The organism is Herbaspirillum sp. SJZ106 (assembly GCF_006715495.1).
Taxonomy (GTDB): domain Bacteria; phylum Pseudomonadota; class Gammaproteobacteria; order Burkholderiales; family Burkholderiaceae_D; genus Herbaspirillum.
Genome location: NZ_VFNI01000003.1, coordinates 371,960 through 390,230 on the forward strand (window position 1 = coordinate 371,960; position 18,271 = coordinate 390,230).

At 54.3% G+C, this 18,271-nt stretch carries 17 protein-coding genes; all 17 read right to left on the reverse strand.

Annotated elements, in window-relative coordinates; all coding sequences use genetic code 11:
• Positions 1-11: 11 nt before the first annotated feature.
• From FB598_RS11490 to FB598_RS11570, 17 genes are read right to left on the reverse strand one after another with little or no spacing between them, the layout of a single operon-like run.
• Positions 12-1,262: a glycosyltransferase family 4 protein gene (locus FB598_RS11490; protein WP_141914547.1), complete on the reverse strand. Its 1,251-nt coding sequence runs from the start codon at positions 1,260-1,262 to the stop codon at positions 12-14.
• A gap of 7 nt (positions 1,263-1,269) precedes the next feature.
• Positions 1,270-2,388, reverse strand: coding sequence for a non-hydrolyzing UDP-N-acetylglucosamine 2-epimerase (wecB, locus tag FB598_RS11495; protein ID WP_183405835.1), 1,119 nt, complete (start codon positions 2,386-2,388; stop codon positions 1,270-1,272).
• A gap of 44 nt (positions 2,389-2,432) precedes the next feature.
• Positions 2,433-3,560, reverse strand: coding sequence for a capsular polysaccharide biosynthesis protein CapF (locus FB598_RS11500; protein WP_141914545.1), 1,128 nt, complete (start codon positions 3,558-3,560; stop codon positions 2,433-2,435).
• Between the two features lie 3 nt (positions 3,561-3,563).
• A complete protein-coding gene (locus tag FB598_RS11505; protein WP_141914544.1) occupies positions 3,564-4,613 on the reverse strand; it encodes a polysaccharide biosynthesis protein in 1,050 nt (349 codons plus the stop codon).
• 1 nt (position 4,614) lies between these two features.
• Positions 4,615-5,610, reverse strand: coding sequence for a glycosyltransferase (locus FB598_RS11510; protein WP_221292405.1), 996 nt, complete (start codon positions 5,608-5,610; stop codon positions 4,615-4,617).
• Positions 5,589-6,392 (reverse strand): class I SAM-dependent methyltransferase, encoded by an 804-nt coding sequence (locus tag FB598_RS11515; protein ID WP_141914543.1) that lies wholly within the window; start codon positions 6,390-6,392, stop codon positions 5,589-5,591. The genes FB598_RS11510 and FB598_RS11515 overlap by 22 nt, the downstream gene beginning before the upstream one ends.
• The gene (locus FB598_RS11520) at positions 6,389-7,525 is read right to left on the reverse strand and encodes a glycosyltransferase (RefSeq protein ID WP_141914542.1); all 1,137 of its coding nucleotides are present in this window, start codon (positions 7,523-7,525) and stop codon (positions 6,389-6,391) included. Before FB598_RS11520 ends, FB598_RS11515 begins: the two co-directional genes overlap by 4 nt.
• Before the next feature lie 3 nt (positions 7,526-7,528).
• Positions 7,529-9,298, reverse strand: a complete 1,770-nt coding sequence (locus FB598_RS11525) for an ABC transporter ATP-binding protein (protein ID WP_141914541.1) — start codon at positions 9,296-9,298, stop codon at positions 7,529-7,531.
• Positions 9,253-10,194: an FkbM family methyltransferase gene (locus FB598_RS11530; protein ID WP_141914540.1), complete on the reverse strand. Its 942-nt coding sequence runs from the start codon at positions 10,192-10,194 to the stop codon at positions 9,253-9,255. The genes FB598_RS11525 and FB598_RS11530 overlap by 46 nt, the downstream gene beginning before the upstream one ends.
• Positions 10,194-11,405 (reverse strand): hypothetical protein, encoded by a 1,212-nt coding sequence (locus FB598_RS11535; protein WP_141914539.1) that lies wholly within the window; start codon positions 11,403-11,405, stop codon positions 10,194-10,196. Before FB598_RS11535 ends, FB598_RS11530 begins: the two co-directional genes overlap by 1 nt.
• Before the next feature lie 3 nt (positions 11,406-11,408).
• Positions 11,409-12,839: a hypothetical protein gene (locus FB598_RS11540; RefSeq protein WP_141914538.1), complete on the reverse strand. Its 1,431-nt coding sequence runs from the start codon at positions 12,837-12,839 to the stop codon at positions 11,409-11,411.
• Positions 12,840-14,474 carry a hypothetical protein gene (locus tag FB598_RS11545; RefSeq protein WP_141914537.1) on the reverse strand — a complete coding sequence of 545 codons (1,635 nt, stop codon included), beginning with the start codon at positions 14,472-14,474 and terminating at the stop codon, positions 12,840-12,842. It abuts the gene before it with no gap.
• Positions 14,464-15,171 carry an FkbM family methyltransferase gene (locus FB598_RS11550; RefSeq protein WP_141914536.1) on the reverse strand — a complete coding sequence of 236 codons (708 nt, stop codon included), beginning with the start codon at positions 15,169-15,171 and terminating at the stop codon, positions 14,464-14,466. The genes FB598_RS11545 and FB598_RS11550 overlap by 11 nt, the downstream gene beginning before the upstream one ends.
• A gap of 2 nt (positions 15,172-15,173) precedes the next feature.
• The gene (locus FB598_RS11555; RefSeq protein WP_141914535.1) at positions 15,174-15,845 is read right to left on the reverse strand and encodes a PIG-L deacetylase family protein; all 672 of its coding nucleotides are present in this window, start codon (positions 15,843-15,845) and stop codon (positions 15,174-15,176) included.
• Entirely contained in the window at positions 15,838-16,884 is a 1,047-nt protein-coding gene (gene pseI / locus FB598_RS11560) for a pseudaminic acid synthase (protein ID WP_141914534.1), read from the reverse strand. Before pseI ends, FB598_RS11555 begins: the two co-directional genes overlap by 8 nt.
• Before the next feature lie 11 nt (positions 16,885-16,895).
• Positions 16,896-17,582, reverse strand: a complete 687-nt coding sequence (locus FB598_RS11565) for a methionyl-tRNA formyltransferase (protein WP_141914533.1) — start codon at positions 17,580-17,582, stop codon at positions 16,896-16,898.
• The gene (locus FB598_RS11570) at positions 17,582-18,241 is read right to left on the reverse strand and encodes a formyltransferase family protein (protein WP_221292404.1); all 660 of its coding nucleotides are present in this window, start codon (positions 18,239-18,241) and stop codon (positions 17,582-17,584) included. The genes FB598_RS11565 and FB598_RS11570 overlap by 1 nt, the downstream gene beginning before the upstream one ends.
• Between the last annotated feature and the right edge of the window lie 30 nt (positions 18,242-18,271).

Sequence of the window (18,271 nt, forward strand, 5' to 3'; positions counted from 1 at the left end):
CGTCACCAAAATCATATTTGAGCTTTTTTCGCGTTTTCAGCTTTGCTGATCGTCATCGCCTCGTCTAACAATGCTTCTAGCCGGTCCATCAGTTGGTCACGCCCAAACTCTTTTTGGGCATACAGACGTCCATTAACGCCCAACTGCCGCCGCTCTTCTGGTGACATGGCGGCCAGCGCCAAAACCGCTTTGGCCAAACTGGCGCTATCGCCCGCATCGCAAGCCAGGCCGGCGTTGGCGTCGCGTATGACAGCGGCTCCCTCGCCGTCCAGCATACCTAGTAATGGAATCCCGGCCATGAGATACGATTGCACTTTGCCAGGTATGGTCATGCTGAATACGGGATCGCGTTTCAGTGACACCAGCAATGCGTCAGCATGAGCGTAAAAAGAAGGCATTCGCTCTACCGGGAAACGACCGGGCAGCAACACCCTATCGTGCAAGCCTCGCTTATCAACTTCTGCCTGCAGCCATTTCGACTTTCGTCCATCGCCTACGATGACCCAGCGGATAGCGGAATCGTCAATCAATTGCACGGCATCAAGCACCGCTGGCATATCCTGCGCTTCGCCGATGTTCCCGGCAAATAGCACGGTAAACCCTTCGTCTAGCCTGGTGAGCTCTGGTGCGGGCATCGCATTTTCATCCATGAACACATTTTCCGCCCAGCTGGGAAAGTAGCGAATCTTGCGCTTGTCGTTACAGTAGTTGGCAATGCTGCCCAAAAAACTTCGCGATTGGCCCAGTACCAAGGTACAGCGGTTGTATATGAAGCTCACCATGCGGCCCACCCAGTTCAACACGTGGGGCGACCGAACTACACCGACGGCTGCTAAAGTTTCCGGCCAAAGGTCAAGCACCCAGAACACAACGGGAGTCTTCTTAATCTTGCCTAGCCAAACTGCGGGTAAACCGACGGTGACAGGCGACGGCTCGAACACAAAAATGACGTCAGCCTCAATACCGCGCAGATACCACGGCCCCCAAATTATTCCGCCCACCAAGAAACTCAGGTAATTCAGGGCCAGGCGGATGGTACCGGAACCGCGTGGCAGCATGGGAACCCGTACCACCCGAGCTCCTTCGTAACGAGCAAAAGCCTCTGGCTGCTGACGATACGCCGCGAATACAGTGCCCGCAGGGTAATTAGGTATGCCGGTCAGTACAGTGACCTCGTGCCCGCGCTGTGCCCATTCTTTGACAAGGTCGTTGATTCGGAAATTTTCTGGCCAAAAGTATTGGCTGACAACGAGAATACGCAAGTCTTCCTCAGTACTTCTTCCACACTACGCGATTGATGTAATCGACGTAGCTGTGGATGATCCGGACAACTTTATGGCTGACGTTGGGCATACTGTAGTCAGCTACCAAGCGCAAGCTGCGGTCTGCACCGCGAGACTGGGTCTGCAAAATAGCTAACGTTTGGCGAACCCGCTCTATTTCCAATCCCACCATCATCACGGCAGCTTCTTCCATGCCTTCGGGGCGCTCATGTGCTTCACGCAGATTGAGCGCCGGGAAATTGAGGATGGACGATTCTTCATTGATGGTGCCGCTGTCGGACAATACAGCCTTTGCCTGCATCTGCAAGTTCACATAATCATGAAACCCCAAGGGTTTCATCATGCGTACTTGAGGATGAAACTTGGCGCCCGTGGCATCTATTCGCTTTTGCGTGCGAGGGTGGGTGCTCACAACTACCGGCAAGTCATGGTCTTCGGCGACGGCATTGAGCACTCCTATCAATTTGGTGAAGGATTTATCCGATTCGATATTTTCTTCGCGATGGGCGCTGACGACAAAGTATTGTCCTTGCTGCAAGCCAAGACGGTCCAATGCATCAGACGCTTTGATCTGGGGGAGGTAATGATGCAATACTTCGTACATTGGACTCCCCGTTTTGATGACTTGGTCAGGTGGTAACCCTTCGCGCAAAAGATAGTCGCGTGCAATAGTGCTATATGTCAGGTTGATGTCGGCCGTGTGGTCGACGATGCGGCGGTTGGTTTCTTCGGGGACGCGTTGGTCAAAACAGCGGTTCCCGGCTTCCATGTGGAAGATTGGCACCTTTCTGCGTTTGGCGGGAATTACCGACAGGCAGCTGTTCGTGTCGCCCAGCACCAGCATGGCATCCGGTTTGACCTCTGCTAAAACCTGATCAACAGACGAGATCAGATTGCCTATGGTATTTGCAGCACTTGCCGAGTTGGTGGCACTATCGAGAAAGTAATCCGGCTTGCGGATGCCTAGGTCGTCGAAAAAGACTTGATTTAGTTCGTAGTCGTAGTTCTGTCCGGTGTGCACTAGAATGTGCTCGCAATGTTCCTCAAGGCGAGCCAGTACGCGCGACAGGCGGATGATCTCTGGACGCGTTCCTACTACCGACATTACCCTGAGTTTTTTTAGCGACATATCTGATATTTTCAATAGAGTTAAACTGGGCAGTCGTAAGTATCCGGCCGAGCGCGGTCAAAGATTTCGTTGGCCCATAGCATGACGATTAACTCCTCCGCCCCGTTGTTTGTGATGTCGTGTGTCCAGCCTGGCACAGTCTCGACAATCTTTGGCGTTTCGCCGGAAGTTTGCAAATCGTGAGTCTCTCCCGTTTGCATATGGCGAAAACGGAATATCGCCTGGCCTTTAATTACCAAGAATTTTTCTGTCTTGCTGTGGTGGTAATGTCCGCCACGCGTCACTCCTGGGCGGGCAGTAAAAAAGGAGAACTGGCCGCAATCCGGCGTCTTTAGCATTTCCACAAACACGCCGCGCTGGTCTGCATACTGGGGGACGTTGTATGAGAATTCTTCTACTGGCAAGTAACTGACATAGGTCGCATAAAGTGCGCGTATCAAGCCGTTGCCCACAGGTTCAGTCACAAGGGAGTTCCTGCTGTAGCGAAAGGCTTGAAGTTGCCGGGCCAGTTCGCCAACCGTCGTCATGTACTGAGGCTGCACAATCTCAAAGCCATCGGTATCAGTCAGTCTTGCCGCCCCGTCCATGATCTGAACAAATCGCTGGACCACATCGTCAATGTAGACCAGTGTCAGGGGAGCATGCGGATCATTGATCTGGATCGGTAGATTATGGGCGATATTGTGGCAGAAAGTGGCCACAACAGAATTGTAGTTAGGCCGGCACCATTTGCCAAATACATTTGGCAGGCGAAATACATGCACTGGTACCAAAGGATCCTGCCCGGTTGCGGAGAGTGCTTCTTCAGCTGCGCGTTTGCTCTTTCCGTAGGCATTTTCCAACGCCGCTTGCGACGAGGATGCGTACAAAATCGGAATTCGTTTGGCAGCGAAGCGGGCTACGCTGGCAACGGTCTGGCATAAATCGCGCGTGAAATCGAAGTTCCCGGTTGTGAATTCGTTCGGATCCTGCGGCCGGTTGACTCCTGCGAGATGAAAGACGAAGTCCACGTTCTCCAGCAGTTCGGTCAGTTGATTTCCTTGCTGGTTGCGGATGTAGCATACTACTTGCACATCCTTGCGCTCCCGCAGATGCAACTGCAGGTTACGGCCAATGAAGCCATTGGCGCCGGTAATAAGCACCTTCATTGGTTAGTCCTCCGCTACAGCAACTTCTCCGCGAACAATGCGTTGCATGAAGTCCAGTTTGAGCAGGAGTGCCTTCATGCCCTCCACATCAAGACGGGTGGTGTTGTGCGAGTTGTAGTCTTCTCCATGCGTGTGTTGCGTCAAATTGCGTTCGCCCTGCTCGACAAACTTTGCATAGTTCAAGTCACGCCCATCAGGCGGCACTCGGTAGTAGGCGCCCAAGTCTTCGGCGCATGCCATTTCTTCTCGTCCGAGTAAGGCTTCATAAAGTTTTTCGCCGTGACGGGTGCCAATTTCATTCACCGGATGGTTTTGCTTGCCCATCAATTCCAGGATCGCTCGTGTCAAAATCTGAACCGTCGCAGCAGGCGCTTTCTGTACGAATATGTCCCCGTTTTTTCCATTGTCGAACGCATAGAGAACCAGATCCACAGCATCATCCAGCGTCATCATGAAACGCGTCATGTTGGGGTCGGTGATGGTAATTGCCTTGCCAGCGCGTACCTGATCTACAAAGAGAGGGATAACAGAACCACGCGATGCCATGACGTTGCCATAGCGTGTACCACAGATAACGGTGCCTGTGCCCTCCAGATTGCGGCTGGTGGCTACCATTACCTTTTCCATCATGGCCTTCGATATGCCCATGGCGTTGATCGGGTATACGGCCTTATCTGTACTTAAGCAAACTACACGCTGAACTCTGGCTTCGATAGCCGCTGTCAGCACGTTTTCTGTTCCAAGTACATTTGTTCGCACTGCTTCCATAGGATGGAATTCACAGGAAGGAACCTGCTTGAGAGCCGCGGCATGGAACACGTAGTTCACTCCTCGCATTGCTGCAGCCATGCTTCGAGGGTCGCGCACATCGCCAATGTAGAATTTGAGCTTGGAATTTGCATAGCGCTTGCGCAAATCATCCTGCTTTTTTTCATCTCGGCTAAAAATGCGAATTTCACCAATCTCGGTATTTAGAAATCTGCGCAGAACAGCTCCTCCAAAGGAGCCGGTTCCACCAGTAATCAGTAAGGTTTTTTTCTCGAATTTATTCATTTCACACCGCATTCACAAATTTTTTCAGCCATTCTTTGACTATTCTGGGTAACAACGCCTGAGCAACACGCTGGGCGCCAATTCTGGTGACTGGCTTCAGGCCATTTCGGAAGTCGGGCACCAATTCGCGAATCTCGTGCAGGGCTGCGGAGATTGCAATTTCGTAATGCTTATAAACAGCTTCCGGTTCTTTCCCCAGCACCTTGTATGCGGCGGAGATCCGATCGAATCGGCCGTTGGATAACAATTGGAACTGATGGAAGTGATAAAAAACCAGGGGGTGGCCATCTACGGTCTGTACGCTGTCTTCCCGTTGTTCAAAACGATACTGACCGAAATTCCATGGCGCCACTCCTGCGCCGAGATGCTGGATGATATGCACCGAATTGAAGTCGCGGGGCCATGCGTCCAAGTATTTCTGATCGCCCATCCGGTTCTCTTCAAGGCGATAGAAGCACCATTCAATGCACTGGTCGCGCCAGTGCTTGAGGCAAGCCATGCCTTCTTCATCACGACGGAAGCCCACCCATTCCACACAGAATCGGCCTCGCACTTCCATGTGCTTGAATTGTTGAGGAAAGCGATGTTCAATGATGGCTACCGAGGCGTCGCCAATTTCATCGAACACCGGTTGCAACGATGAGTAGAAATAAAGGTCGGCGTCCAGATAGGTGATGGTGTCCACCTCAGGATAGTGCTGAAGAACATACCAAGGCAAGCAAGGTGACAATGTCCAGCAGTATTCGGCGACGCTGCGGTCAGGTTTGACTTCCAGCAGGTCCGGCGTTTCTATTTCGGTGAGGGAGATGCAGCGGATATGGGGCAACTGCAACTTTTCAAGTAACTCTCGTGTTTGAGTGTCCATACACAAAACATACACGACAGCATCATCGCAATGCGCTCGGAGCGAGCGCAGCATAGCCAACCCTTTGATCAGGTAGTTGGAGTCGAACAGGGTACAAAAATAACGCATGCTCAGGCGGCCTTTCTGCGACACACATAAGTTCTGGTAGCGTTGCCCACTCCCTGACTTACGGTTTCATCCAGCGTATGGGTGGACAGCAGTTCCAGCCCGCTATCGGCCAGCAGTTGAAGGAAGTGCGGCTCGTTAAAGTGGATTTCGATCGCCTCCACACCGTAGGCTTGCTTCCGGTAGTACTTGTTCTGTTGTCCGAGCACCACGGGTGTGCGGTGAAAGATTGCGTACTGGCTGGCAATCCGGGCCGTCTCGGCGACGGCGGCCTGGTACTCGGGGATATGCAGCAGGCAGCAGCCGGAGATGACGACATCATAGGCGTTGTCAGCATATTTGAGTGCCGTGGCATCCTGCACATCGAATTGCAACCCGGGATGGCGCTGCATGGCCATGGCAATGAAGGCGTCTGAATAGTCGCACCCGGTATAGATCACATCCAGCCCTGCAATTCTGAAGACCTCAGAATAGTAGCCGCTAGAGCATCCTATTTCCAGTACGCGCATTGCTCCCGTGCCGCCCTGCAACTCTCGCAGGCTTTTCACCAGAACGTCAAACACATCCACCGCCTCGCCTCGGCGATAGGCGGCCAACTGCTTGTCCACCAGTTCGCGCTGCCGTACGGGCAACTCGTCATCTTTCCAGGCCGCACGCAGCCGGACCGATTCGCTGCCCGCTTCTGCTTGTGTCACCTCCATGTAATGGGTCGAGACACCTTGTCCGGGCAGCAGGAATTGCATAGCTTGCTTAAGCAATTTTTTTAGTCTGGGAAAGCGGTTGATCAACTGACGTATCTGCCTTTTCATTGGCGTCCCTTTGCCAGATACTGCTCCAGCACTGGAACCAGCTCTTCCATGCGCCGTTGGTAAGTGTGCTCGCGCAGAGTACGGGCCTGACCGGCGCGGGCGATTTCCCTTGCCTCATCGGGATGGTCGATGTAGTAGCGAATCAGTTCTGCAGCCTCCGCCGGCGTGGAATACGCGACTACTTCCTTGCCGACCTCAAATAGTTCGCCCAGGTTGTCCTTGCGATCGGTGATCAGCAGAGTTCCTACGCCTGTCGCTTCGTACAGGCGCATGTTGTTTGCATTGTTTTCGGCAACGTTGATGTGCCGGTTCAAGGTGACGCGGCTACGCGCCAAGGCCCGGTACATTCCCATGCCCCATACTTCTCCGCGATGGCGGGCTGCGACTGGCGACGAACGGGCCAAGCTGTCGGCACCATAGCCGAAAAACTCGATCGGAGTGTTCTGGGCGAGGTATTCCAGCATGGGCAAGGCTTTTCCATGGTGGCGACTGATCCCCCCCACGAAACTCGCCGGTATATCTTGCTCCGTCTCGCCCAGCAGTTCCAGCACGCGTGTGTCAAAGCCGATTCGGAAATACTCGGACGCTATTCTCATGGCCCGCAGCCGAGGCACCAAATGGGGAAATGATGTCAGGATCAGGTCATATCCATCCAGATACGCCTTGGGCGGCAAGGGACTGGCAATTTGACCGACGATCAATTTTACAAAGGGGCGTAGCTCGGCCAACTGCTGTGGAGGAAGGAACCAGAGATCCTGGCAGTACAGGATCTCGGGGCGTATGGCCTTGATCTGTGCCATCGCAATCTCGACCAGGCCGGGCAGCGCGGAGAGCCAGGGGCCGATCAGTGGAAGCCGCAACAGCCGCTGGGGCAACTTCAATGCCAGTGCGCTGTACCTGATGTCATGAGCCTTTGCCCACGTTTTTTGGAGGGAAAGGCAGTTGACGACCAGGTCTTGGGCATCGTGGCCCATGGCCTGCAGGTGGCGCGAGTAGAAATCAGAAGTGCCGAACACCTGATCGAGAACGCTCTGCCGCTGGTCTGAAAAGGGCTGGTCAGCCAGTTCCGGGTGGGCCGCATAGTGGGCCGCCAGAAACCGGGGATAGTAGGTATCAAGCAGGGTGATGCGCATAGGTCAGTTCGTACGGCTTGTTGATGTGGCCATCGCAGCCAGTGGCTCACCGATCGGCAGCACTTCATCGGCGAGTGCGGCAATCTCTGGATCATGGGTGATGAAAATGATGATACCGTCGCGCATGCGTGCGCGCAGCTTGGCCACCACGTCGACGCGCGTAGAGGGGTCGAGCGCGCTGGTCGCCTCGTCAAGAATCAGGACGTCAGGCTGGCGGACAAGGGCGCGAGCAATGCCCAAGCGCTGGCGTTGACCGCCGGAGAAGTTTTCACCCAAATAAGTTAGCCTTGTTTCAAGACCTTGTGCGAGTTCTCTTACCATGCCGTCGAGGTTCACGGTTTCCAGAGCAAGGTATAGCGTAGCCTCGTCGGCGCGCATGCCCAGCAGCAAGTTTTCCTTGATGCTGGTTGAGAAGATTTTGGGTTGCTGCTCTACCAACATGAAGCGCGCACGAGCCGACGACAGGGTGGAATGGCCTTCGTTGATAGTCACCGTTCCTCTGTCCGGCAGGCTCAGGCCCAACAAAATGTCGGCGAGTGTGGATTTGCCTGCTCCCGACGGGCCAACGACTGCATAGGTGCGTCCAGATTCGAAGCGGAAGCTCAAGTTGTCCAGTACGTGCTTGCGATCACCGTAGCCGAACGAGACTCCTTGCAGATCGATGGTATGAACCGGCGTGGAAGCCGGGATTTGCGTGGCCGCATCGGCTTCTTGAATGACGGCGACAAGCGCGTCAATATCTTTGATGGAGCGCATGTCGGTCAGCAATTGGGAGCCCGCCGTTACCATTTGTCCCAGCGATGCGAACACTCGGATAATGATGATCGTGCCGGCGAACAGTGTGGCGTCTGACATTGCCACGGCAGCACCTGGGCGCAGTAGGATGGCCGCGAGGATCAGCAGCACAATTGCGGGAAATGCCTTGACGCCGCTTTTGATGGCATCCATTTCGACCAGCATGCGAATGTATCGGTGAATCTGCTCGGCGTAGGTCGCCATCACGAACCGTTCACTATGCAGCGATCGGATCGAGCGCAAGCTATTGAGCGCTTCCACGAAGGTGGTGCCGAGTTCTCGTGACAGATTGACACTACGATTGTTTACGCGTATTACCCGGCGCAGCAAGATTCCAATGAAGGCCAGACTGGCGAACAGGAACAGCACCACGCCAACAAAAACCTGGGAAGAAAACTGGTACAGCACCATCATCCCGACCAACGCAGTGAGGAGTCCAACGGCCGTCTGAAGCAGACTGCTTACGATGGTGCCGCTTCTGAAGGTATCGTCGCCTGCCATGGTGATGTAGTGCCCTACCGAGCGCGTATATACCCGCCCCATGGGTTCGGCCAGGAGGATGTGCCTAAAGACCTGACCGCTCAGCATCTGATGCACGCGTTTGCCTAGCCAGGTGGTCAATACTGCAAGCACATAACCCAGCAACAACCGGGCCATCATCACGATGAAAAACAGCCATAGCCATGTCCTTGACGTCGCCTCCAAGGCCAGATCAGTTGCAACCCGGCTCCATATCTGAATCACCTGCGAATTGGTCGCGGTTTGTCCAGGCGCCATGGGAATCATCAAGCTTGTTGCGAGGTACTCCAGCACCAACACTATGGCGGTCAATGCCACCACCGCATAGAACGCGCGGAAGCTACGCGCGACAAAGCCGGTATAACGGACGATCTGTCCTACGAGCGACGAGATCGAAGCCAATGCGTTTGTCATCAGATTGCTGTTCTCAGGATGGCGAGCAACGCGTTCACATTGCATCCTTGTGTCCCCAGGAAAGCAGCAACGTTATTATCGTGCTCCAGGAATGACATGGCTTCCTCGTAGAACAGATTGGTCAGGTAGAACGCCAGCAGGCTGGTGCGAAACTCCACCGGGAGTCCGGCGGCCACGTCCCGGCGCAGGGCAAAGACGGCATCACACTCGTTCACAAAGGTATTGCGGTGAGGTCGGCCTTTCGGGGAGCGCGCTACCGCTGCGATCGGCTTGATATGCAGCAGCTCGAAACCTTGCTCCTCAAGGTATTCGCTGGCTTGCCAGAATTTTCCTGAATTCTTCATCAGCGGTTGCGCCAACATGGTCGACTCCATCTCAATGCCGACAATGCGGTGGTTGTCGAACAAATGCTGCGCTCCCTGCAGGATGGACAACTCAGTACCCTGAGTATCAAGTTTGACAAAAACTGGCGCGTTTGCCGACAGCCCGTCTATTGCTTGGGCCAGGGTGAGTGTTTCGATCCTGCGTTCCGTTACCGGGAAAAAGTAATTCAGATCGATAATGCGATGCTGCATGGATGGTGTGATTTCTGGTGGCAGCAGGCTGGAGCCAGTGTCCACATTTGTCACATATAAGGTCTGGATGCCGCCGTCGCGGCTGAGGCCGGTGGTACATGCCGATACTTGGCTGGGCCAGATCCATGACTTAACGTAGCCGATGTTGGCCTCGTTCGGCTCTACCGCCAACCATTGCGTATTCGGGGCATTCAAGAACTGGAGCCACTTCGCATGTGGATAGTACGAAGCGCCGACATCCACGCAGACTACCGTCGGCAGGTGGGGGCTGAGCTGCCTTGAAATGCGTCGGGGCAGGGTGTTCTGGCGAAGGAAATGCTTCAGTGATTGCGGGGCCAAACGGCGCAAGGCTAAACCCAAACTCATTACAACATCCTTTTTAGCTTGTTCACGGCACGTTCCGTGAATGTCGAATTGGAAAAAATCACTTGCAGCGCCACGCGTTCACCTTCCTGCATCAAACCTCCGCGGTGCAGCAGGCGGGCGCCATCGAAGGTGATGAAAGTGCCTGCAGGACCGGTCATCTTGATCTCATCGGCCATCAGCGTACTTTCCAGCTCGCTGTCCGGCATTACATCCCAGCCCATGTGCGAATTGAAACGTAGGCAGGCGGGCAGACGCATGAAGTGCCGGCGGAAGTTCTCCGAGTTGACCGACTGGTGGTATTGCTTGGCGTAGTACTCTTTTAACGGGGAGTCACTCTGGGAGCCGACCGTACCTACTATCCGGCCAATTATCTCCTGCAAGGGATTGAGCTGCATAGCCTCATAGGCTCCGGGATAACAACTGGTTGGCCCGTTCTGTTCCGTCACGTCGGACAGGTAGACGATGGCTTTGGGGCAAGAGATCGTTTCGTCCAAGTGGGCATAGAGCGTTCGGGGAGGGCGTTCGAGATTCGCGATGGTGTTCTTCCACCAAGTGGCCTGCGGCACGCTCAATTCAAGCGCCAGGCCAGTCACGCGAATCTTGCATCCGGTATAGGCGCTGACCGCATCCAGTACGCCCAATGCCTTGAATTCCCGGTTGAGTACGTTCCTGATTGCGCGAACGGTGGGGCCGGCATTGATCGACAGGTCCTCGCGTCGCAGCCGGCCGGCTGCCGCGTTGGCGCGACACTGCGCCAGAGCACTTTCTGCCAGCTTCCTCATTTCGGCCACGGCAGGTGCGGGCAGGCAGCCAAAGTAGTGCCGGTTCTGTTGCAAGCGGATTGCATCCTGTCTTATTTGCTTATCGCTCAGGCTCACGAAGCGCGTGCGTGGCTGTCTTGCATACCATACCAGTTCTTCGCCGATCAGACGCAGGCACGCATTCTTTAGCTCGAGCAGAAAACGGGTCTCATATGCGTCGTCAGTTTGGGCTTCAAATGTTCTAAAGATGTCGCTGAGCAACTGCTCCAGGTCTTGCCGTATGTCCTGCCTGCTGCTGGTGTCGAGAGTTACACCCAGTTCCTGGGCGGCAGCATAGATGTCATTGAAAGCAGCCAGCTTTTCTGTCGGGGCGTTCCAACTTGGGAGGGCAAGATTGAATGCGGGATGGCATCGGTAATTGCCTTCAAGCAGTGTATTGATTTGTTTCATAGGTCATTGAGTGTTGGCTGGACGGGCGGATTGCAATAATCCGTAGTACATGCCCAGGAGCGCCATGAAGTAGCGCCATAAACCTTCGCTGAAAACATCCACCAAACCTCTTCCTGCACAGACGACGATTAACATGCAGAGTGTCATCAGGGGCACCGATGCGTAGCCTGCTTGTAGTGCACGACGCATTGAGTGAAGAACGCCCCATATCAGCAAAGCATAGAACAGGAGGCTGAACACGCCAAATGACACCACATGCTCGACCAGAAAACTATCGCCGCGCTGGAACTTGTCAGGCTCTCCCGCAACGCCCCACAAATGCCCAAGGTAGGCGTCGGAATATCCAATTCCAAACGGATGTGCAACGAGGCTTTTCATCCCGGTGAGTACCCAAGCCAAGCGAAGGTAAGCAGACTGATCAACTTTGCAACGGAAATGGCCTTCGAGATAACATTTGTCGACATCTTCTATTGGCGCGGTCCAGAAAGCTTCGTTCACGAAGGGGCGCTGGGACAGCTCTACATCGGAGTCAAATACGTCGTGAGCTGCGGCTTCAAGACTGTAGCTCATGGCTACCCAGCGCGACTTGCCGGCGCTATATCCCAATCCTGCGACTGCGATTAAAAAGCACACCAGCAGTAACCGACCCCGGCCCCTCGGCAGGTAAGGTTTAAGTTTCTGCCATGATCTGTTCGGACCGATTGCCACTATCAGGATCAGTGCACCGATTCCAATCGATGCGTATGCAGCGCGTGCGTCCAGCAGCGCCAGTGAAAGTATGCTGAGGCCTGCCAGTACCCAGCCTAGATACTTGAACGCCGTATTCCTGAAGTGCCATGCCGTCAACCAACCCGCACACAGCAAGTGCAAGAGTGCCCAGGAAAGATATCGGCGGCCTACACGAGGGGCATTCTTGATGTATTCAAGCAAACCTTGTCTGGACGATGACAGGAACGGTATATCGCCTTTCTGGATCGCTATAAAGATGTCCAGATACATGAAGGCCAGGTGGACTATCCCGGGGGTCAGAAACACGGCCAGCGTCAGTGTCGCAATATTCACTTGCGGCTGATTACGAAATATCACGTACAGCAATAAAAATGGGATGAATCCGAGCGCTAGTTCCTTTATGTACGATTGTGCTGCCTGTTCCGTCCCGTTTGAGAACGCGAGAATCGCCACATAGATCAACATGGCCAGTAATGGCGCAAGCGGCTTGCAACCATTCCCTAGGCCGGAGCGGAGAAAGCCGAGCATGCCAAGAACAACGATCAGGAGCAATGCCGCCAACAGGTCGGCAGTGAAATATTTTGACGGTGCTAGATAGAGCGTAAGAATCACGGCCAAGGCCGCACCGCTGATCACAGGAAATGCCCATGCCAGTCGTAGCCGTTTTTTGCCATCGTCAAAACCTGAGGAGTTTCTTTGCAGCATTTAATTCTCGTTTGTGGGTGGGGCATTATCTTCTTGCCCGTTCTCCATCGCCATGACAAAGCGGGAAAACGCCGGGAGGCTGACCAGGTTGATGAAAGCGGCTTTTATTCCGTCCTCTGTTATCTCGCCGATATTGCAGGCGCGCCAAAACGACACGAAGGCTTTTTGCAACTCCCGTTCACCGTCTTTGTCGTAGAGGTTATGCATGTAGTAAAAGGCCAGCGCCTGGCGCTGCATTTCTTCTTTCGGCACAGGCAGCACGTCATATGTCTTGAGCATGTGCCCGTACTCTTCGCTGGTACGCGCCGTGCGGCAAAAATCAAAGGTGTAGTGCGGATGGCGTGCGCTCCCGATACTGGGAACCCCCAGGTAAGCAAGTTCATGCGCCACGGTACCATAGACCGTGATACCGCAGGCAATGCCCGCCTGAGCCAGTTGTACATTGCTTGTGCTTGCCGGCAGCCATTGCAAGGCGGGGTACTTTGCACGCAGACCGACCATTGCTTCGTCGCTCAAGGCAATCTGGTTTGGGTGCGGCTTCAGGAAAAAGTTGACGGCCGCCGATTGCAGGGCTTCAATCGTGAAACAGATCCAGTGCCAGAAGTCATGGAAAACTAGTTCCGGGTAAATGTGAGGACTGTCGTAGAAGTCGTGCAGGAATACCACAACCGCACCATTCAGTCCGGTGGGAAGCTTTGTACTTGCTTGCCCATACGCCGATTGACGCATGTAGCTCGTTGCAGCATCTACGGTGCCCGACAGGCGGCTTTCCAATTGCTCCCGTGCCTGCTGCAGTCTTTCAGCCTGACGGTCCAGCGCCTCAAAGCCGCTTCGATAGCCTGAAAAGTCCTGTGTGTGATAACTGTCCTTTTGCGTCAGTCGTTTCCCGAACCCGTTGAGGTTGCCAAAGGACCAAACCGCAACGCCCTTTTGCAAGGCAACGCGAACCGGGATGCCATGTTCCAGATAAGTGGTGTACGAAGTCAGGTACCAGCGAGGGCGTGTTCGTCCAAAATAGGCCTGAGCCTGCCGGACATCGCGTAGGGCTTGCCATACTAGACGTCGAACAAACCTGTCAGACACGTCAAACTCAGGTGATGGTTTGAAGCGCAGGTAGGAGTCAATGATCAGATCCGCCACCTGGATCCCGTCAATTTGCAGGAAGTAGTTGTGCTCCTGCTGTTGCAGTTGGCGCCAAAGACGGCCAGCATTGATCCAATCGGCCAGATTGCTGTATGGATGGGACCAGGTTGAGCAACGATAAGCAACACTGTCGATGAATGCGCCATAGGCGCGTATCCAAGGCCCGCTCCACAGCCAGGTCACCGGTGCTGCTCGTTTTAGCTCCGCCCGCCAGCCGGTGCCGACTGCGCCGCTGACGGCCCTTACTATCACTAGCTCGGCACGTCCGTGCGAGCCAGCGCTCAATCGGGTTCGAATCGCACCGAACAGCAGAAAGTAAAACTTGTCAGGGACGGATTGAAACGCCAGTGTAGGAGCACTTGCTTGCGCCGGTGGGACAAAAGGCGCAGGAGGCATGTTGGCCAGAATGGCAGGGTGTACCCCGGGCTCTTTCGGATAATTGGTGACCAGACTGCCGATCTTCCCGAGTATCTTCTTAAACCTATCGAGCACTACTATCACCTGACTGGGAAAGCTCGTTTGCCGTGAAGAGATAGTCCTGACCGGAGAGCTGTTCGACGAATTGATATCCCTGCAATGTCAGATATGAATTCAAGCGCGCAAAGTCTCTGCATTCAATGAGAAGGTATTTAAAGCGGAATGCCTTGTGATCCACGCCTTTGAGCACTTCCAACTCCGCACCCTCTACATCCAGTGAGAGGAAGTCGATCATCTTGGGCGCCCTTGCATCGAGCAACAGAGAGTTTAGTGTGCGTGCCACCGCGCCAAATTCAAAGATGGTCTCGCCACGAGCCAGGAAACGATCCCCTTGTTGAGCATGCGCGAGCGGATCCGAGATGTCCGATTCCAAGCTGACCGGCGTTGACATCAGGTTGGAGTAGGCGATGCGGACGAACTCGCTGTCATATTCAAACGACACGCAGGCCGCGCAATAGATGCTGTCCTCTGGCGAGCGATTTTTCCGGCACTTGAGATAGTTCTGGGGGGCGGGTTCGACCAGCAAACCGCGCCAATTTCGGTATTTCTCAAAATACAGGCTGTTGGATTGGGTTACGCCATCATTGGCACCAAGCTCAACAAAATAGCCGTTGTTGTAATCTACATATTTTTCAAGCTTGCGATCCAGTTGATTCAGGCTGGAATACTTTCCTCGCAGCAGGCGTTTGGCAAGCAACTTAACTGTTTGCATATTTATCTAAGAACTCTCATCACCATGAATGCTTCGGCCGCAGCCGATCCTACGCAGAACCCACGATGTTCTGCAAGGCAGCGCATGTGTTCCAGGCTGCGTGAATGCGGCGAGGTGCGCATTTCTAGCATGTAGGCTTCTAGCGCCTGCATTTTGGATTCCAGCTGGGCGCTGATATCGACAAAGAAATTGGGTAGAAACGGAGCCAGGCCCGGGCTGGCCCACTCGGTACTGGACATTACTTCGAAGGCGAAAATTTCCCGAATCGTGCTGCCCGGCATGGGCCGACAAGCCGTCATGGCCGCCTGGTGAACTATCCGGTGATCGACATTCAAGTCTCCGTAGTGATGGGTGTACACGATGTCAGGCGCGAGCTTGCCGATGAGCGCTTCGAGCGGTTGAACGACGTCCAGCAGGGGGAGACCGTCAAGTCGATTATCCGGAAGGTTCAAGAAAGTAACGCTACTGATGCCGAGAATGCATCGCGCATTCTCGGTCGCGTGTTGCCGCTGAAGCAGATCCGCCGGTTCAGTACCATTCCTTGACGTGACCCCGTCAGCCACAAAGATGACGTGAACTTGGTCGCCTTCGGCAGCGTGTTTGGCAATGGTGCCCCCGCAACCAAGGGCTTCATCATCTGCATGTGCCGCTACTACCAGAACGGTTTTATTCATCAAACTGATCCCAGCTAGTGGCAGTGCCGCGAGCGACGCTTACCTTTAAACGCTTCCCGATCAGCGTGTCGAAATGTTTTGGCGCAAGCCCCATGCCGGGGCGGATGCGCCGAATGTCTTTTGCGTCTACAACAGCGCCTGCCGGAAGATCACGAACGAAATACACCGAACGGCGAAATACCTTGCTTCCTGCTTCGGCAGACTGTCGCTCGTACCCGACATTGCCAAGTGCCAGCCACGCATTGTGCGTCTCCGAGCACAAGCGCTCAAGCTCTGCAGGCTCGATCGAGAATTCGCTGTCTGGTCCCTTGTCGGTACGGCTCAGGGTGAAATGTTTTTCAATGACGCAGGCCCCCAGTGCCACGGCCGCGACGGATGCCGTAGTACCGATGGTATGGTCCGAAAGGCCGGGAATCGTGCCAAATCGTCTGGCCAGTTCCTGCATTTGCCTGATGTTTGCCTGATCCATCGGGGCCGGATAGCTACTGATGCAATGCAAGAGGACAAGATCTTTACAACCGGCACTACGCGCAGCATCCACCGCTTCGGCAATTTCAGCCTCGGTCGCCATGCCGGTCGACATGATCATGGGCTTGCCTGTTTTTGCAACGTACCGAATCAACGGAAGATCCGTGTTTTCGAAGGAGGCGATTTTATAGACCGGCGTGTCCAACTGTTCCAGCAGATCGACTGCGCTCTCGTCGAACGGTGTCGAGAAGACATCGATGCCGATTTTTCTGGCATGGGCGAACATGGCGTCATGCCATTCGAATGGCGTTTGCGCCCACTTGTACAGATCGTAGAGCTTGAACCCGTCCCATAATCCGCCTTTCACCATGAAGTCGGGACGATCGCAATCGATTGTCATGGTCTCCGCGGTATAGGTCTGCAGTTTGATTGCACTGGCGCCGCAGCGCTTTGCGGCATCGATCGTCTCGAGCGCACGCTCCAGAGAGCCGTTGTGGTTGGCTGAAAGTTCGGCAATGATGTACGGAGGATGATCTGCCCCGATCTTTCTGCCATTGATTTCAAATGTCATGGTTCAACCCTTCATTCAATGGGTTTTTTGCGGATTACGACCCTGGCGATGATTTCATCTTCCAGGTACTGAGCATCTGAAAACTCCAACCGGAAATTCCCGTGTTGAATAAATGCGTGGGGATAGGTCGGTGCATCCAGCATGCGAATATGATCATAGACCTGCTCCAGCCCCCCCTCCAGGGGCAACAGACTTTGCTCAGGCTTGCGGCGCCGGAAAATAACGGCTTCTCCTTGTTGGGGAACTGCTTCCGGTTCGGCCGCAATCATCCATCGGATGATGTCGAAACTGGCCACGCCCGCCCGCAGGTAGATGTCTTCGGCTCGCCCATCCAGTGACAGTTCCCGCTTGGCATAGACAGGCCCTGAATCCATTTCGCTGACCATCCGCAATGCAGAAAGCTTAGTGCTTTTGTGTCCTGCGACGATCAGGTTTTGCAGCGGACTTCCGCCCCGGCCATATGGGACATCGGTCATATGAAAACAAACGCACTCGAAGCGGGACCATATTTCAGTCGGGACGTGCCAATTCCAATGCAGGAAGAAGATGTAGCGTAATCCGGCGGTCTCTTTGACGCTTTGCAAAAGTTCATCAGGAGATTCGACCCAGGCCCACTGACCTTTTTCCTGCGTGCTCAACTTTGCAAATCCTGGCCGGTGCCAGGATTTGCAACTCGCAACGATGTAGCTGGTAGCCATTATTTATCTGTCCTGTCTTCGGCCGTGATGCTTATTTGATAGCGTCTGCCGCGTATCTCAAAAAAGGCCGGGTAGTTCTGATTGTCGACAACCCTGAGCAAGTCGAATTGTTCGGCCAAAGTCCTGGATGGGTCGAGTTTGCTGTCCTCTGCGCGGCGACGGGGATAGCTGCTCCCTGGTCCGGTCTGCTGACGCGCTTTTTTGACGATCGACGGGTAGGCTTGCAACCACTGCATACACAACTTCTGTGTGGCCCTGGCTTGCAACAATCGCCATTCGGGATTGAGTTCGGTACCATCGAGTTCAATCCATTCCTGAAGATAGATCTGTCCCGCGTCAACGGCATCGACTGCCTCGATCAGAGTGACAGGGATAAGATTCTTCCCTTCCAGGATTTGCCATGTCATGGGAGCCCAGCCACGTCCATCGGGAAGGTCACTCTCGTGAACCACCAGCGTATGTTTGTATTGCTGACGAACTGCTGCCGGCAGGATGCGACTAAAGCTCAGGCAAAAGCAGAAATCAGCCGGAAGGGCTTGATCCGGCAGGTGCGCAATCTGAACTGAGTGTCCGGCCGACTCCCATTCCTGCGTCAGCTCACCAACGTAGGGGGAGATCCAGGAGCCAGCATCCATGAGTACCTGAATCACATATTGCACGTTTTTGTCCTTTGATGGTTACGATGAACG

Coding starts and splice junctions, on each gene's coding strand:
- wecB (WP_183405835.1), bottom strand. CDS start 2,388: ATGTCGGTAGTAGGAACGCGTCCAGAGATCATCCGCCTGTCGCGCGTA.
- FB598_RS11500 (WP_141914545.1), bottom strand. CDS start 3,560: ATGAAGGTGCTTATTACCGGCGCCAATGGCTTCATTGGCCGTAACCTG.
- FB598_RS11505 (WP_141914544.1), bottom strand. CDS start 4,613: ATGAATAAATTCGAGAAAAAAACCTTACTGATTACTGGTGGAACCGGC.
- FB598_RS11515 (WP_141914543.1), bottom strand. CDS start 6,392: ATGAAAAGGCAGATACGTCAGTTGATCAACCGCTTTCCCAGACTAAAA.
- FB598_RS11520 (WP_141914542.1), bottom strand. CDS start 7,525: ATGCGCATCACCCTGCTTGATACCTACTATCCCCGGTTTCTGGCGGCC.
- FB598_RS11525 (WP_141914541.1), bottom strand. CDS start 9,298: ATGCAATGTGAACGCGTTGCTCGCCATCCTGAGAACAGCAATCTGATG.
- FB598_RS11530 (WP_141914540.1), bottom strand. CDS start 10,194: ATGAGTTTGGGTTTAGCCTTGCGCCGTTTGGCCCCGCAATCACTGAAG.
- FB598_RS11535 (WP_141914539.1), bottom strand. CDS start 11,405: ATGAAACAAATCAATACACTGCTTGAAGGCAATTACCGATGCCATCCC.
- FB598_RS11540 (WP_141914538.1), bottom strand. CDS start 12,839: ATGCTGCAAAGAAACTCCTCAGGTTTTGACGATGGCAAAAAACGGCTA.
- FB598_RS11550 (WP_141914536.1), bottom strand. CDS start 15,171: ATGCAAACAGTTAAGTTGCTTGCCAAACGCCTGCTGCGAGGAAAGTAT.
- FB598_RS11555 (WP_141914535.1), bottom strand. CDS start 15,845: ATGAATAAAACCGTTCTGGTAGTAGCGGCACATGCAGATGATGAAGCC.
- pseI (WP_141914534.1), bottom strand. CDS start 16,884: ATGACATTTGAAATCAATGGCAGAAAGATCGGGGCAGATCATCCTCCG.
- FB598_RS11565 (WP_141914533.1), bottom strand. CDS start 17,582: ATGGCTACCAGCTACATCGTTGCGAGTTGCAAATCCTGGCACCGGCCA.